Raw genomic sequence first — 16,768 nt, forward strand, 5'->3', positions numbered from 1 at the left:
GGCATCCATAATCGACGGCAGTCGATACGCCAGCGACAACCTCACAACGACAGCACACCGCTGTACAACCCATACGCCGCCAGCCCCGCGCCGATGATCACGCAGGTGAAAATGCCTTTCTCGACATGGGTGAACAACGGCTCGCCCGCCTCGTGCTTGGCCTTGGCAAACAGGATCACTCCCGGCGCATACAAGAGCGCCGAAAGCAGCAAATACTTCACCCCGCCGGCATACAACAACCACACCGCATAGCCGAGGGCGATGCCGCCGATGAGCAAATCCTTGGTGCGCTCGGCCGAAGCGTGTTCGTAGGTTTCGCCGCGCCCGCTGAGCAACACCGCGTATGCCGCCGACCACAGATACGGCACCAGAATCATCGACGAGGCCAGATAAATCAGGCTGGTGTAAGTGCCGGCCGAAAACAGCGTGATCAACAGGAAGATCTGGATCATCACGTTGGTCAGCCACAACGCATTGACCGGCACATGGTTGGCGTTTTCCTTTCTGAGGAACGCCGGCATGGTCTTGTCTCGCGCCGTGGCAAAGAGAATTTCCGCACACAGCAACGCCCACGACAGCAATGCGCCGAGCAAGGAAATCGCCAGACCAATGCTGATCAGCAAGGCCCCCCACGGCCCGACGATGTGTTCCAGCACCGCCGCCAGCGAGGGGTTCTGCAGGTTGGCCAGTTCCGGCTGGCTCATGATCCCCAACGACAGCACGTTGACCAGTACCAGCAGCGCCAGCACGCCGATAAATCCGATCACCGTGGCGCGGCCGACGTCGCTGCGTTTCTCCGCCCGCGCCGAGTAGACGCTGGCGCCTTCGATGCCGATGAACACGAACACGGTGACCAGCATCATGTTGCGCACCTGATCCATCACTCCACCGAAACTCGGGTTGCTGCTGCCCCAGATGTCACGGGTAAAAATGTCGGCCTTGAACGCCACGGCGGCGATGACGATGAACATGATCAGCGGCACGATCTTGGCCACTGTGGTCACCTGATTGATGAACGCCGCCTCCTTGATCCCGCGCATCACCAGAAAGTGCACAGCCCATAGCAGCACCGAGGCGCAGCCGATGGCGATCGGCGTATTGCCCTGACCGAACACCGGAAAAAAGTAACCGAGGGTGCTGAACAGCAGCACGAAATAACCGACGTTGCCGAGCCACGCGCTGATCCAGTAACCCCACGCGGATGAAAAACCCATGTAGTCGCCAAACCCGGCCTTGGCGTAGGCGTACACGCCGGAATCCAGTTCAGGTTTTCGATTGGCGAGGGTCTGGAACACGAAGGCCAGGGTCAGCATGCCGATGGCCGTAATGCCCCAACCGATCAGGATCGCCCCGGCGTCGGCGCGTGCCGCCATGTTCTGCGGCAACGAGAAAATCCCCCCGCCAATCATCGAACCCACCACCAGAGCGATCAACGCGCCTAATCGCAGCTTTTGCGTCGGTTGCGACATTTCAATTTCCCTTTTATGTGTGATGAGCGGTTGCTTGTAACAACTATTGATTAAATGAATAGAACAAGATGATAGCTATCAGATAAAGCCACTAAATATATAGCGGATGACGCTAACGCCTAGCACATTAAGTCAGTTTTGTGCGCCGATCCTGATAAATCAATTCTGTACTGAAAACAGACGCTGAAAATTTGCCAAACGCTGAAAAAGAACTAGCGTGATACTTCGAAAGTAATAATAGCCATTCCCAAAGATGTAGCCACAACGCCTCTAGGACGGGCCTTGCGGGCAGGAGCTTTATGCCTTCAGCCGAAGCCTAAGTCATTCATTAACAATGGAATGTGACCATGCACTGATCTAAGTCAGCTGTTTGAACAGACAACAGAACTACGCTGTGATCTCTTCTCTCCTGCAATGGAGTCATGCAATGTCTGAAGCTCCCGGAAAACTACGACTAGGTGCACTGGTTGCATTGGTAGTCGGCTCGATGATCGGTGGCGGGATATTCTCCTTGCCACAAAACATGGCCGCCAGCGCCGATGTTGGCGCAGTACTTATCGGTTGGGCCATCACTGCTGTCGGCATGCTCACCCTCGCTTTTGTCTTTCAAACCCTCGCCAATCGCAAGCCTGACCTGGACGGTGGTGTCTACGCCTACGCCAAGGCCGGATTCGGCGATTACATGGGTTTCTCGTCCGCCTGGGGTTACTGGATCAGCGCCTGGCTGGGCAACGTCGGTTACTTCGTCCTGCTCTTCAGCACCCTCGGCTATTTCTTTCCAATTTTCGGCGAAGGCAACACGGTTGCCGCCGTCATCGGCGCTTCGGTGCTGCTGTGGGCGGTGCACTTTCTGGTGCTGCGCGGGATCAAGGAAGCGGCGTTCATCAACCTCGTGACCACGGTTGCCAAAGTCGTACCGCTGCTGCTGTTCGTGTTGATCGCGGTGTTCGCTTTCAAACTGGACATCTTCACCGCCGACATCTGGGGCGTGAAAAACCCGGACCTGGGCAGCGTGATGAACCAGGTGCGCAACATGATGCTGGTCACCGTGTGGGTGTTCATCGGTATCGAGGGCGCGAGCATCTTCTCGGCCCGCGCCGAAAAACGCTCGGACGTCGGTAAGGCCACCGTGATCGGTTTCATCACCGTGCTGCTTTTCCTGGTGCTGGTGAATGTGCTGTCGCTGGGCATCATGACCCAACCGGAACTGGCAAAACTGCAGAACCCGTCGATGGCCGCCGTGCTTGAGCATGTGGTCGGTCACTGGGGCGCGGTGCTGATCAGCGTCGGCCTGATTATTTCCCTGCTGGGGGCGCTGCTGTCGTGGGTGCTGCTGTGTGCGGAGATCATGTTCGCCGCCGCCAAAGACCACACCATGCCGGCGTTTCTGCGCAAGGAAAACGCCAACCACGTACCGGTCAACGCCCTGTGGCTGACCAACGCGATGGTGCAGATTTTCCTCATCATCACGCTGTTCTCGGCCAGCACTTACCTGTCGCTGATCTACCTCGCCACTTCGATGATTCTGGTGCCCTACCTGTGGTCGGCGGCCTACGCCCTGCTGCTGGCGGTGCGCGGCGAAAGCTACGAAGGCTTTGCAGCCGAACGGCGCAAGGATCTGATCATCGGCGGCATCGCGCTGATCTACGCGGTGTGGTTGCTGTACGCCGGCGGGGTCAAGTACCTGCTGCTCTCGGCCCTGCTCTACGCACCCGGCGCGATCCTGTTCGCCAAGGCCAAGCTGGAACTCAAACAAGCGATTTTCACTAACGTCGAGAAGCTGATTTTCGCCGCAGTGGTCGTCGGTGCCCTGGTGGCTGCCTATGGCCTCTACGACGGTTTCCTGACTCTGTAACCCCTGATTGTTTTGTTATCTGGAGGATCTGAAATGACCACGGAAAAAGTTAAGTACGGCGTCCATTCCGAAGCCGGCAAACTGCGCAAAGTCATGGTGTGCTCCCCAGGTCTGGCCCATCAGCGGCTGACCCCGAACAACTGCGATGAACTGCTGTTCGATGACGTGCTCTGGGTGGCCCAGGCCAAGCGTGACCACTTCGACTTCGTCACCAAAATGCGCGAGCGCGGCATCGACGTGCTGGAAATGCACAACCTGCTGACCGACATCGTCGCCATCCCGGAAGCACTGGACTGGATTCTCGAACGCAAGGTCACCGCCGACTCGGTGGGCCTGGGCCTGATCAGCGAAGTGAAGTCCTGGCTGAAAAGCCTTGAGCCCCGGCACATCGCCGAATTCCTCATCGGTGGCGTATCGGCCGATGATCTGCCGGACAGCTTCGGCGGCAAGATCATCCAGATGTACCGCGACTTCCTCGGCCACTCCAGCTTCATTCTGCCGCCACTGCCGAACACCCAGTTCACCCGCGACACCACCTGCTGGATTTACGGTGGCGTGACGCTGAACCCGATGTACTGGCCAGCGCGCCGTCAGGAAACCCTGCTGACCACGGCCATCTACAAATTCCACCCGCAGTTCACCAACGCCGATTTCGAGATCTGGTACGGCGACCCGGACAAGGACCACGGCAGCTCCACCCTTGAGGGCGGCGACGTCATGCCGATCGGCAACGGCGTGGTGTTGATCGGCATGGGCGAGCGCTCATCGCGTCAGGCCATCGGCCAACTGGCGCTGAACCTGTTCAAGAACAAAGCCGTGGAAAAAGTCATCGTCGCCGGCCTGCCGAAATCCCGCGCGGCGATGCACCTGGACACCGTGTTCAGCTTCTGCGACCGCGACCTGGTGACGATTTTCCCGGAAGTGGTCAACCAGATCGTCGCCTTCACCCTGCGCCCTGACGAAAGCAAACAGGGCGGCATCGACATCCGTCGCGAGGAAGGCACCTTCCTCGACACCGTGGCCAAAGCCCTCAACCTGCCGAAGCTGCGTGTGGTGGAAACCGGCGGCAACAGCTTCGCCGCTGAACGCGAGCAATGGGACGACGGCAACAACGTAGTGGCCGTGGAGCCGGGCGTGGTCATCGGTTACGACCGCAACACCTACACCAACACCCTGCTGCGCAAGGCCGGCGTGGAAGTCATCACCATCAGCGCCGGTGAGCTGGGCCGAGGCCGTGGCGGTGGCCACTGCATGACCTGCCCAATCATCCGCGACCCGATCGATTACTAAACGACCATCTCCCCGGCCGCACCCACCCCGTAGCGGCCGGGCCGATTACCGAATCCAAGGAGAATCATCATGGCGTTCAACATTCACAACCGTAACCTGCTCAGCCTGGAACACCACACCCCACGTGAGCTGCGCTACCTGCTCGACCTGTCCCGCGATCTGAAACGCGCGAAATACACCGGCACCGAGCAGCAACACCTGAAGGGCAACAACATCGCCCTGATCTTCGAGAAAACCTCGACCCGCACCCGTTGCGCGTTCGAAGTGGCGGCGTATGACCAAGGCGCCAACGTCACCTACATCGACCCGAACTCGTCGCAGATCGGCCACAAAGAAAGCATGAAAGACACCGCCCGCGTGCTGGGTCGCATGTACGACGCCATCGAGTACCGTGGCTTCAAACAGGAAATCGTCGAAGAGCTGGCGAAGTTCGCCGGGGTGCCGGTGTTCAACGGCCTGACCGACGAATATCACCCGACTCAGATGATCGCCGACGTGCTGACCATGCGTGAACACGCCGACAAGCCGATTCATGAAATCAGCTACGCCTACTTGGGCGACGCGCGCAACAACATGGGCAACTCACTGCTGCTGGTCGGCGCCAAACTCGGCATGGACGTGCGCATCTGCGCGCCGAAAGCCCTGTGGCCCCATGACGATCTGGTCGAGCGCTGCAACAAGTACGCGGAAGAAAGCGGCGCGCGCATCACCCTGACTGAAGACCCGAAAGCGGCAGTCAAAGGCGTCGACTTCATCCACACCGACGTCTGGGTGTCGATGGGCGAGCCGGTGGAAGCCTGGGCCGAGCGTATCCAGCAACTGCTGCCGTACCAGGTTAACGCCGAGCTGATGAAAGCCACCGGCAACCCGCGCACCAAGTTCATGCACTGCTTGCCGGCGTTTCACAACAGCGATACCAAAGTCGGCAAGCAAATCGCCGAGCAGTATCCGCACCTGAAAAACGGCATAGAAGTGACCGACGACGTGTTCGAGTCGCCCGCCTGCATCGCCTTCGAGCAAGCGGAAAACCGCATGCACACGATCAAGGCGATTCTGGTCTCGACCCTGGCTGATCTGTAACTGGCTGATCAGGCTCTCCTGATCAACCAATAACCTGTAGGAGCTGCCGAAGGCTGCGATCTTTTGACTTTGCTTGTTCAAGATCAAGATCAACAGATCGCAGCCTTCGGCAGCTCCTACAGGGTCATCGAATTCTGAAAGGATTGCATTATGCGTATCGTCGTAGCTCTGGGCGGTAACGCCCTGCTCCGCCGTGGTGAACCGATGACCGCTGACAATCAGCGCGCCAACATCCGCATCGCCACCGAGCAAATCGCCAAGATCCATCCCGGCAACCAACTGGTCATCGCTCACGGCAATGGCCCGCAAGTCGGGCTGCTGTCCCTGCAAGCGGCGGCCTACACCTCCGTCACCCCTTACCCGCTGGACGTGCTCGGTGCCGAAACCGAAGGCATGATCGGCTACATCATCGAACAGGAGCTGGGCAACCTGCTCGACTTCGAAGTGCCGTTCGCCACCCTGCTCACCCAGGTGGAAGTCGACGCCAAGGATCCGGCCTTCCAGAACCCGAGCAAACCGATCGGCCCGGTTTACGACAAGGCCGAAGCGGAAAAACTTGCCGCCGAAAAAGGCTGGGCCATCGCTCCGGATGGCGACAAATTCCGCCGCGTGGTGGCCAGTCCACGACCAAAACGCATCTTCGAAATCCGCCCGATCAAGTGGCTGCTGGACAAGGGCAGCATCGTCATTTGCGCCGGTGGCGGCGGGATTCCGACCATGTACGACGAGAACCGTAACCTCAAGGGTATCGAGGCGGTGATCGACAAGGACCTGTGCTCCTCGCTGCTCGCCGAGCAACTGGAAGCCGACCTGCTGGTGATCGCCACGGACGTCAACGCGGCGTTCATCGATTACGGCAAACCGACGCAGAAAGCCATTGCCGAAGCGCATCCGGATGAACTGGAGCGACTCGGTTTCGCCGCCGGCTCGATGGGGCCGAAGGTGCAGGCAGCCTGCGAATTTGCGCGCCATACTGGCAAAGTCGCGGTGATCGGTTCGTTGGCGGACATCGAAGCGATCGTCCAGGGCACTGCCGGTACTCGCGTGACCACCGCCAAGCCCGGCATCAGCTATCGATAATCAGAAACTCCGGGGGCAGACCGAGGGTCTGCCCTTCTCCCATGCCTTGAAAGGAGAAACCCATGGCCCAGTTTGAACCCGGTCATCTGCACATCGAACGGCACGCGTTGACCCCGGACGATGTCAGTTACAACGTGCACCTCGACTATGAAGTATTCACCGATCCGCAAAAAGGCAAAGGCATCCAGTTCACGATGCATGGCAACCTTCAGGGAAAAGACATGAAAGAGACGTTCTTCCTGCCCAAGGAGGAGGCCTACAACTTTGCCAACAACGTGACGAAAATTGCCGAGAAGTACGGCATTCCCAAGACTCACAGTCAGATCGGTTCGGTGCACAAGCATTACGACATGATGTTTGAAGACATCCGCAAGCAACTCGATATGAAATCTGGCGACCCGGTCAATCTTGAGCATTTCGAATAACCCGAACCCGGCACATTTCCCCTGTGGGAGCGAGCCTGCTCGCGAAAGCCATGTGTCAGTCAACTTCTTCATTTCTGACACACCGCATTCGCGAGCAGGCTCGCTCCCACAAGGGAACTATGTAGCTCTGAAAATCGCCGTACATTTCACCATTGCCCCGCCCCAAGGCATACTTGCCCCCCTCCGCACTGCAGAACACTGAACCGCCCCATGCGTATCCACGTCAGTTTCATCGACCGCGTCGGCATCACCCAGGAAGTCCTGGCTATCCTCGGCGGGCGCAATCTCAATCTGGATGCGGTGGAGATGATCCCGCCCAACGTCTACATCGACGCGCCGACCTTAAGCCCGCAAGTGCTAGAAGAGCTGAAAGATGCCCTGTTTCGCGTGCTCGGCGTGGAGGCTGTGACCGTGGTCGACATCCTCCCCGGCCAGCGTCGGCACTTGCAGCTCGATGCCTTGCTGGCGGCGATGACCGATCCCGTTTTGGCACTCGACAGTGCCGGCAAGGTGCTGCTGGCTAACCCGGCGTTGATCGCGTTGTACGGTCGCGAACCGGCCGGCGAGAGTGTCGCGGAACTGTTCAATGATCCCGCGCTGCTCGACACCTTGCTCGAAAATGGCTTCCGTCTGCCGCTGCGCGAGATCACCGTCAACGGCCAGACCTTGCTGCTCGATGCCACGCCGATCACCGACGCTGGCGCCCTGCTGACGCTGTATCAACCGAACCGCATCGGCGAACAACTCTCGGCCCTGCACCACGACCACGCCGAAGGTTTCGACGCGCTGCTCGGCGAATCCCCGGCGATCCGCACCCTCAAGGCTCGCGCTCAAAGAGTCGCCGCCCTCGACGCCCCTCTGCTGATTCAAGGCGAAACCGGCACCGGTAAAGAACTGGTGGCCCGCGCCTGCCACGCCATCAGCACTCGCCACAGTGCACCGTTTCTCGCCCTCAACTGCGCGGCGCTGCCGGAAAACCTCGCCGAAAGCGAACTGTTCGGCTACGCCCCCGGCGCTTTCACGGGAGCAGCACGCGGCGGTAAACCGGGGCTGATGGAACTGGCCAACCAGGGCACGGTGTTTCTCGATGAGATCGGCGAGATGTCGCCGTACTTGCAGGCCAAGCTGCTGCGTTTCTTGAACGACGGCAGCTTCCGTCGCGTCGGCGGTGATCGTGAAGTGAAGGTTAATGTGCGCATCCTCAGCGCGACCCACCGCGATCTGGAAAAAATGGTCAGCGAAGGCTTATTCCGCGAAGACCTGTTTTATCGCCTCAATGTGCTCAACGTTGAAGTCCCGCCGCTGCGCGAGCGCGGCCAGGACATTCTGCTGCTGGCGCGGTATTTCATGCAGCAGGCTTGTGCGCAGATTCAGCGCCCGGTCTGCCGCCTCGCCCCGGGGACTTACCCGGCGCTGCTCGGCAATCGCTGGCCGGGCAACGTGCGGCAATTGCAGAACGTGATCTTCCGCGCGGCGGCGATTTGCGAGAGCAGCCTTGTGGATATCGGCGATCTCGACATTGCTGGCACTTCGGTCGCACGGCAGGCCGACAGCGACGTCGACAGCCTTGAACAAGCGGTCGAGTCGTTCGAAAAAACGCTGCTGGAAAAACTCTACGTCAGCTATCCCTCGACTCGCCAACTGGCCAGCCGCCTGCAAACCTCACACACGGCCATCGCCCATCGATTGCGCAAGTACGGCATTCCCAACAAACCCTGAAAACACTACAAATCCGCTGTGAGAAATACCCCCCTGTGGGAGCGAGCCTGCTCGCGAAAGCGGTATATCAGCAGAATCATTGGTGACTGACACACCCTCTTCGCGAGCAGGCTCGCTCCCACAGGAGTTAGAGGGTGGATTCGAAGTCGCGTTAAAAACGACCTCCAGCTGTACTGAAAGCGCTACAGCGGAACGATATCGCTACACCCTCTTCTGATCACCGCTGTGCAAGGCTTTGATCCCGTTCAGCTTTTTTCCTCGCCCCGCGCTGTAGCGATTTCGCTACATACGTCAATGCACGCTACTTCATGCAAACACATAAGCCATTGATTTATAACAACAAATAAACATTGGCCGCGTTCTTGCTAATCATCCCCTCATAAATAGGGCTTCCCCGCCCAAGCATTCCACCGCGTCCACCAGACGAGTCTGGCCCCCTGAGGAGTTTCCATGAGCGAGTTGCGTTTTACTGAAGATCACGAATGGCTGCGCACCGAAGCTGACGGCAGCGTTACTGTCGGCATCACCGCTTTCGCGCAGAACGCCTTGGGCGACGTGGTGTTCGTGCAACTGCCTGAGCTGCAGGCTTACGAAAAAGGCGCCGAAGCCGCCACCGTGGAATCGGTGAAAGCCGCCAGCGGCGTGTACATGCCCCTCGACGGCGACGTACTGGAAGTCAACCCGGCGCTGGAAGACGCCCCGGAACTGGTCAACGAAGATCCGCTGGGCCAAGGCTGGTTCTTCCGCTTCCAGCCAACCGACGCATCGGCTGTGGCCAAACTGCTGGATCAAGACGCCTACGACCGTCTGATCAAAGCCCAAGCCGAAGCCTGAGGAGTAGCGACATGACCCAAGTAAACCTCGGCACCGCCAACGAATTCATCGCCCGTCACATCGGCCCGCGCGCCGGTGACGAGCAAGCCATGCTCAACAGCCTCGGCTTCGATTCGCTCGAAGCCCTGAGCGCCAGCGTCATCCCGGAAAGCATCAAGGGCACCAGCGTGCTCGGCATGGACGACGGTCTGAGCGAAGCCGACGCACTGGCGATGATCAAATCGATCGCCGGCAAAAACCAGCTGTTCAAGACCTACATCGGCCAGGGCTACTACAACTGCCACACGCCGTCGCCGATCCTGCGCAACCTCCTGGAAAATCCGGCCTGGTACACCGCTTACACCCCGTACCAGCCAGAAATTTCCCAGGGCCGTCTCGAAGCGCTGCTGAACTTCCAGACGATGATCAGCGACCTCACCGGCCTGCCGATCGCCAACGCATCCTTGCTCGACGAAGCCACCGCCGCTGCCGAAGCCATGACCTTCTGCAAACGCTTGAGCAAGAACAAGGGCAGCCACCAATTTTTCGCCTCGATCCACAGCCACCCGCAAACCCTCGACGTGCTGCGCACCCGTGCCGAGCCGTTGGGCATTGAAGTTGTGGTCGGCGACGAGCGTGAACTGACTGACGTGACGCCGTTCTTCGGCGCGCTGCTGCAATACCCGGCTAGCAACGGTGACGTGTTCGACTACCGCGAACTGACCGAGCGCTTCCACGCCGCCAACGCGTTGGTTGCAGTGGCCGCAGACCTGCTGGCCCTGACCCTGCTGACCGCCCCGGGCGAGTTCGGCGCGGACGTCGCTATCGGTTCGGCACAACGCTTCGGCGTGCCGCTGGGCTTCGGTGGCCCGCACGCTGCGTACTTCTCCACCAAAGATGCGTTCAAGCGCGACATGCCCGGCCGTCTGGTCGGTGTCTCGGTTGACCGTTTCGGCAAACCGGCGCTGCGCCTGGCGATGCAAACCCGCGAGCAACACATCCGCCGCGAGAAAGCCACGTCGAACATCTGCACCGCGCAAGTGCTGCTAGCCAACATCGCCAGCATGTACGCCGTCTACCACGGCCCGAAAGGCCTGACCCAGATCGCCAACCGCGTGCATCACCTGACCGCGATTCTGGCCAAGGGCCTGACCGCTCTGGGCGCGGAAGTCGAACAAGCCAGCTTCTTCGACACCCTGACCGTAGCCACCGGCGCGCAAACCGCCGCGCTGCACGACAAGGCGAACGCTGCACAGATCAACCTGCGCGTGATCGATGCTCAGCGTCTTGGCCTGTCGGTGGACGAAACCACCACCCAGGCGGATATCGAAACCCTGTGGGGCCTGTTCGCCGACGGCAAGACCCTGCCGGACTTCGCTGCACTGGCCGCTTCGGTACAGAGCACCATCCCGGCTGCGCTAGTACGTCAGTCGCCGGTCCTCAGCCACCCGGTGTTCAACCGCTATCACTCGGAAACCGAGCTGATGCGCTACCTGCGCAAACTGGCGGACAAGGACCTGGCCCTGGATCGCACCATGATCCCGCTGGGCTCGTGCACCATGAAACTCAACGCCGCCAGCGAAATGATCCCGGTTACCTGGGCCGAATTCGGCGCCCTGCACCCGTTCGCTCCAGCCGAGCAAAGCGCCGGTTACCAACAGCTGACCGACGAACTGGAAGCGATGCTCTGCGCCGCCACCGGTTACGACGCGATCTCGCTGCAACCGAACGCCGGTTCGCAAGGTGAATACGCTGGCCTGCTGGCGATCCGCGCCTATCACCAGAGCCGTGGCGATGAGCGCCGCGACATCTGCCTGATCCCGTCGTCCGCCCACGGCACCAACCCGGCCACTGCCAACATGGCTGGCATGCGCGTGGTCGTGACTGCCTGCGATGCCCGCGGCAACGTCGATATCGAAGACCTGCGTGCCAAAGCCATCGAGCACCGCGAACACCTCGCCGCGCTGATGATCACCTACCCGTCGACCCACGGCGTGTTCGAAGAAGGCATCCGCGAAATCTGCGGGATCATTCATGACAACGGCGGCCAGGTGTACATCGACGGCGCCAACATGAACGCGATGGTCGGCCTCTGCGCGCCGGGCAAGTTCGGCGGCGACGTTTCGCACCTGAACCTGCACAAAACCTTCTGCATCCCGCACGGCGGTGGCGGCCCGGGCGTCGGTCCGATTGGCGTCAAGTCGCACCTGACCCCATTCCTGCCAGGCCACGGCCAGATGGAACGCAAAGAAGGCGCGGTCTGCGCGGCACCGTTCGGCAGCGCGAGCATTCTGCCAATCACCTGGATGTACATTCGCATGATGGGCGGCGCCGGTCTGAAGCGCGCTTCGCAACTGGCGATCCTCAACGCCAACTACATTTCCCGGCGTCTCGAAGAGCACTATCCAGTGCTGTACACCGGCAGCAACGGCCTGGTGGCGCACGAGTGCATTCTGGATCTGCGTCCATTGAAAGACAGCAGCGGCATCAGCGTTGATGACGTCGCCAAGCGCCTGATCGACTTCGGCTTCCACGCGCCGACCATGTCGTTCCCGGTGGCGGGCACGCTGATGATCGAGCCGACCGAAAGTGAATCCAAGGAAGAACTGGATCGTTTCTGCGACGCCATGATCCGCATCCGCGAAGAAATCCGCGCGGTGGAAAACGGCACGCTGGACAAGGACGACAACCCGCTGAAAAACGCTCCGCACACTGCAGCGGAACTGGTTGGCGAGTGGACCCACCCGTACAGCCGCGAGCAAGCGGTGTATCCGGTGGCGTCGTTGATCGAAGGCAAATACTGGCCACCGGTCGGTCGCGTCGACAACGTGTTCGGCGATCGCAATCTGGTCTGCGCCTGCCCGTCGATCGAAAGCTACGCTTAAACGAATGAGGGGCGTTTTAATCGCCCCGATTTCTGCAAAACCACAGATCCCCCTGTGGGAGCGAGCCTGCTCGCGAAAGCGTAGTGTCAGTTAATGAAAGGTTGGCTGACACTGCGCTTTCGCGAGCAGGCTCGCTCCCACAAGGGATCTGCAACCGATTTCGGACTTTCGCCAATTCCTATAACAAGAAACCGGAGAACCCCTCATGTCGTTAAGCGTGTTCGACCTGTTCAAGATTGGCATCGGTCCCTCCAGCTCCCACACCGTCGGCCCGATGCGCGCTGCTGCGCGCTTCGCTGAAGGCCTGCGGCGAGAAAACCTGCTCGGTGCAACGGCCAGCGTTCGCGTTGAACTCTACGGTTCCCTCGGCGCCACCGGCAAGGGTCACGGCAGCGACAAAGCCGTGCTGCTAGGCCTCGAAGGCGAACATCCCGACACCGTCGACACCGAAACCGTCGCCGCCCGCCTGCAAGAAATTCGCGGCAACGGTCGACTGAACCTGCTCGGTGAACACAGCATCGTGTTCAACGAGAAAGAACACTTGGCGATGATCCGCAAGCCGCTGGCCTATCACCCCAACGGCATGATCTTTCGCGCCTTCGATTCGGCGGGGATTCAGATTCGCAGCCGCGAGTACTACTCGGTCGGTGGTGGTTTTGTTGTTGATGAAGATGCCGCGGGTGCCGACCGCATCGTCGAAGACGCCACGCCGCTGACCTTCCCGTTCAAAAGCGCCAAGGACTTGCTCGGTCATTGCGCCACCTATGGTCTGTCGATCAGTCAGGTGATGCTGACCAACGAAAGCGCCTGGCGCCCGGAAGCGGAAACCCGCGCCGGCCTGCTGAAAATCTGGCAAGTGATGCAGGACTGCGTCGCCGCGGGTTGCCGTAACGAAGGCATTCTGCCGGGTGGTTTGAAGGTCAAACGCCGCGCGGCGGCGCTGCACCGGCAACTGTGCAAGAACCCGGAATCGGCCTTGCGCGATCCGTTGTCGGTGCTTGATTGGGTCAATCTCTACGCACTCGCCGTCAACGAAGAAAACGCCAACGGCGGGCGCGTGGTCACCGCCCCCACCAACGGCGCGGCGGGAATCATTCCGGCGGTACTGCATTACTACATGCGTTTTATCCCCGGCGCGAATGACGACGGCGTCGTGCGCTTTCTGCTCACCGCAGCGGCCATCGGCATTCTCTACAAGGAAAACGCCTCGATTTCTGGCGCCGAAGTCGGCTGTCAGGGCGAGGTCGGCGTGGCTTGCTCGATGGCGGCCGGGGCGTTGTGCGAGGTACTTGGCGGCAGCGTTCAGCAAGTCGAGAACGCCGCAGAAATCGGTATGGAACACAACCTCGGTCTGACGTGCGACCCGATTGGCGGATTGGTGCAGGTGCCGTGCATCGAGCGCAATGCAATGGGCTCGGTGAAAGCGATCAACGCGGTGCGCATGGCCATGCGTGGCGACGGTCAGCATTTCGTCTCCCTCGACAAAGTCATCCGCACCATGCGCCAGACCGGCGCCGACATGAAAAGCAAATACAAAGAGACCGCCCGTGGCGGTCTGGCGGTCAACATTATCGAATGCTGATCAAGCCCCCCTCTCCCACCGGGAGAGAAACGTAATTAACTCCCTCTCCCTCCGGGAGAGGGCTGGGGTGAGGGGCGCTTGATCTTGCCCCAAATCCCGAACCACACTTTCAAGGAGCCACGCATGTCCACCGAACAACTGTCGAAAACCCCGCTGCATGCTCTGCATCTCGAACTCGGTGCCCGCATGGTGCCGTTCGCCGGCTACGACATGCCAGTGCAATACCCGCTCGGCGTGATGAAAGAACACCAGCACACCCGTGAACACGCCGGGCTGTTCGACGTCTCGCACATGGGCCAGATCCGCCTGACCGGCGCCAATGCCGCCAAAGCCCTGGAAACCCTGGTGCCGGTGGACATCATCGATCTGCCGGTGGGCATGCAGCGCTACGCGATGTTCACCAACGACAACGGCGGCATCCTCGACGACCTGATGGTCGCTAACCTCGGTAACGACGAACTGTTCCTGGTGGTCAACGCCGCGTGCAAGGATCAGGACCTCGCCCACCTGCAAAAGCATATCGGCGATCAGTGCACCATTACGGCGCTGTTCGAAGAGCGCGCGCTCTTGGCATTGCAGGGTCCGGCAGCCGTTACCGTGCTGGCGCGCCTGGCGCCGGAAGTGGCGAAGATGACTTTTATGCAGTTCAACCGCGTGCAACTGCTGGGCGTCGATTGCTTTGTCAGCCGTTCGGGCTACACCGGCGAAGACGGTTTCGAAATCTCGGTGCCGGCCGCCGACGCGGAAAAACTCGCCCGCGCCCTGCTCGCCGAACCGGAAGTCCAGGCCATCGGCCTCGGCGCCCGCGACTCGCTGCGTCTGGAAGCCGGCCTGTGCCTGTACGGCCACGACATGAACACCGAGACCACGCCGATCGAGGCCAGCCTGTTGTGGGCGATTTCCAAGCCGCGCCGCGCGGATGGCGCGCGGGCCGGCGGTTTCCCGGGGGCGGAGACTGTTTTCGCCCAGCAGCAGAACGGTGTCGCACGCAAACGCGTCGGCCTGCTGCCGCAGGAGCGCACGCCAGTGCGTGAAGGCGCAGAAATCGTCAACGATGCAGGCGAGATCATCGGCAGTGTGTGCAGCGGCGGCTTCGGTCCTACCTTGGGCGGACCATTGGCGATGGGTTACCTCGACAGCGCATATGTCGCACTCGATACACCGGTTTGGGCCATCGTGCGTGGGAAAAAGGTGCAAATGCTTGTAAGCAAAATGCCATTTGTTCCACAACGCTACTATCGCGGTTGATTGACTGTTTCTATAAGTAACGCGATTGCGTTATGCGTGCACTAATGTGTAACGCAATCGCCACAAAAAAGTGCATTTTCTAACATCTGATTCGAATATGAACTTTGCTTATAACGATCGAAAACAATTGAACAAGCTATTCGTCTAAGCCCGCACTAGTGGACTGACTAAGTGCCAGCAAGCGCAGCAAAACCGGGGCCTTTACGGGGCTTGTTTTTTCTCCCGTAGTTGGCGTAGAGTTTCCCCACTGTGTTTGCATGGGTCAGCTTGGAATCGTGACCTGGGCAGTAGCCTACAAGTTAGCTACATCCCGTTCGACGTCTTCTTACTCTCCTGCAACCAGCCCCAGTACTCTTTCATGAGGAAGAGACTGTCATTAATTTTTGCGTCATAGGAAATAAGAAATGTCCACACGTCAGAGCGGTACCGTCAAGTGGTTTAACGACGAGAAAGGTTTTGGTTTTATCACTCCAGAAAGCGGTCCGGATCTGTTCGTGCATTTCCGCGCTATTCAGGGCAACGGCTTCAAGAGCCTGAAAGAAGGCCAGAAAGTGACCTTCGTTGCTGTGCAGGGCCAGAAAGGCATGCAGGCTGACGAAGTACAAGCTGAAGCCTGATTCTCTGTTACGAAAAAGCCCCTGATATTGATATCAGGGGCTTTTTTGTGTGCGCAAATCCGTAAAATGGCGCTTCATTTTGCGTCCGAGGCTGCCATGTCGAACAACCTGCTCACCCCACAGGGCGATTTTCCTCCCGTTGGCCTCGGCCGGCGTCTGGCTGCGATGTTCTATGACTTCCTGCTGTGCACCGCTCTGCTGATTGTCACCGGCTTCGTCTACAAGTTGATCCAGGCAGCGATCATCGGCGAAGAGCGCCTGCGGGTGATGACCGACGCCGGGCAACTGGACGGCGATCCGCTCTACTCGACGGTGCTGGTATTGGTGCTGTTCGGATTCTTTGCCAAGTTCTGGACCCATGGCGGGCAGACGCTGGGCATGCAGGTGTGGGGCATTCGCGTGCAGAACGCCAATGGCACGGCGATCAGCCTGTGGCAGGCGCTGTTGCGGTTCATGGTGTCGATTGCGTCGTGGCTGTGCGTGGGGCTGGGATTCTTCTGGTCGCTGTACGACAAGCAGAAGCGCACGTGGCATGACATCTATTCCGATACCCGCGTGGTGCGGATCCCGAAAAAGACCAAATAATTCCAGACACCAAAAACTACTGTGGGAGCGAGCCTGCTCGCGAAGGCGTCGTATCAGTCGATTCTATTGGTGACTGATACACCGCTTTCGCGAGCAGGCTCGCTCCCACAGGTTTTGTGG

The 16,768-nt window shown here is 59.7% G+C and carries 13 protein-coding genes; 12 read left to right on the plus strand and 1 reads right to left on the minus strand.

The window, feature by feature from the left end; genetic code table 11:
* Positions 1-41: 41 nt before the first annotated feature.
* Positions 42-1,469, minus strand: coding sequence for an arginine-ornithine antiporter (gene arcD, locus BK670_RS24350; RefSeq protein WP_123453585.1), 1,428 nt, complete (start codon positions 1,467-1,469; stop codon positions 42-44).
* A 427-nt stretch (positions 1,470-1,896) separates the two neighbouring features.
* On the opposite strand from arcD (BK670_RS24350), the gene arcD (BK670_RS24355) reads away from it, so the two are divergent.
* The 12 genes from arcD (BK670_RS24355) to BK670_RS24410 all read left to right on the plus strand — a co-directional run bounded on the left by arcD (BK670_RS24355) (position 1,897) and on the right by BK670_RS24410 (position 16,648).
* A complete protein-coding gene (gene arcD / locus BK670_RS24355) occupies positions 1,897-3,324 on the plus strand; it encodes an arginine-ornithine antiporter (protein ID WP_123453587.1) in 1,428 nt (475 codons plus the stop codon).
* A 33-nt stretch (positions 3,325-3,357) separates the two neighbouring features.
* Positions 3,358-4,614, plus strand: coding sequence for an arginine deiminase (gene arcA / locus BK670_RS24360; protein WP_123453589.1), 1,257 nt, complete (start codon positions 3,358-3,360; stop codon positions 4,612-4,614).
* A 69-nt stretch (positions 4,615-4,683) separates the two neighbouring features.
* Positions 4,684-5,694, plus strand: coding sequence for an ornithine carbamoyltransferase (locus BK670_RS24365; RefSeq protein WP_064119121.1), 1,011 nt, complete (start codon positions 4,684-4,686; stop codon positions 5,692-5,694).
* A gap of 150 nt (positions 5,695-5,844) precedes the next feature.
* Positions 5,845-6,774 carry a carbamate kinase gene (arcC, locus tag BK670_RS24370; RefSeq protein WP_123453591.1) on the plus strand — a complete coding sequence of 310 codons (930 nt, stop codon included), beginning with the start codon at positions 5,845-5,847 and terminating at the stop codon, positions 6,772-6,774.
* Between the two features lie 62 nt (positions 6,775-6,836).
* Positions 6,837-7,199, plus strand: a complete 363-nt coding sequence (locus tag BK670_RS24375) for a DUF5064 family protein (protein WP_007908047.1) — start codon at positions 6,837-6,839, stop codon at positions 7,197-7,199.
* A 210-nt stretch (positions 7,200-7,409) separates the two neighbouring features.
* On the plus strand, positions 7,410-8,918 hold the full coding sequence (locus BK670_RS24380; RefSeq protein WP_123453593.1) for a sigma-54-dependent transcriptional regulator: 1,509 nt from the start codon (positions 7,410-7,412) through the stop codon (positions 8,916-8,918).
* 450 nt (positions 8,919-9,368) lie between these two features.
* Positions 9,369-9,752 carry a glycine cleavage system protein GcvH gene (gene gcvH, locus BK670_RS24385; RefSeq protein WP_123453595.1) on the plus strand — a complete coding sequence of 128 codons (384 nt, stop codon included), beginning with the start codon at positions 9,369-9,371 and terminating at the stop codon, positions 9,750-9,752.
* Positions 9,753-9,763: 11 nt separating this feature from the next.
* Positions 9,764-12,616, plus strand: coding sequence for an aminomethyl-transferring glycine dehydrogenase (gene gcvP / locus BK670_RS24390; RefSeq protein WP_123453597.1), 2,853 nt, complete (start codon positions 9,764-9,766; stop codon positions 12,614-12,616).
* A 205-nt stretch (positions 12,617-12,821) separates the two neighbouring features.
* The gene (locus BK670_RS24395) at positions 12,822-14,198 is read left to right on the plus strand and encodes an L-serine ammonia-lyase (protein ID WP_123453599.1); all 1,377 of its coding nucleotides are present in this window, start codon (positions 12,822-12,824) and stop codon (positions 14,196-14,198) included.
* A 123-nt stretch (positions 14,199-14,321) separates the two neighbouring features.
* Entirely contained in the window at positions 14,322-15,446 is a 1,125-nt protein-coding gene (gene gcvT / locus BK670_RS24400; RefSeq protein ID WP_123453601.1) for a glycine cleavage system aminomethyltransferase GcvT, read from the plus strand.
* A 404-nt stretch (positions 15,447-15,850) separates the two neighbouring features.
* Entirely contained in the window at positions 15,851-16,063 is a 213-nt protein-coding gene (locus BK670_RS24405) for a cold-shock protein (RefSeq protein ID WP_003227496.1), read from the plus strand.
* A 96-nt stretch (positions 16,064-16,159) separates the two neighbouring features.
* Positions 16,160-16,648 carry an RDD family protein gene (locus BK670_RS24410; RefSeq protein WP_123453956.1) on the plus strand — a complete coding sequence of 163 codons (489 nt, stop codon included), beginning with the start codon at positions 16,160-16,162 and terminating at the stop codon, positions 16,646-16,648.
* Positions 16,649-16,768 lie beyond the last annotated feature (120 nt).

Origin of the sequence: Pseudomonas fluorescens (genome assembly GCF_003732425.1) — a bacterium.
GTDB lineage: Bacteria > Pseudomonadota > Gammaproteobacteria > Pseudomonadales > Pseudomonadaceae > Aquipseudomonas > Aquipseudomonas fluorescens_BE.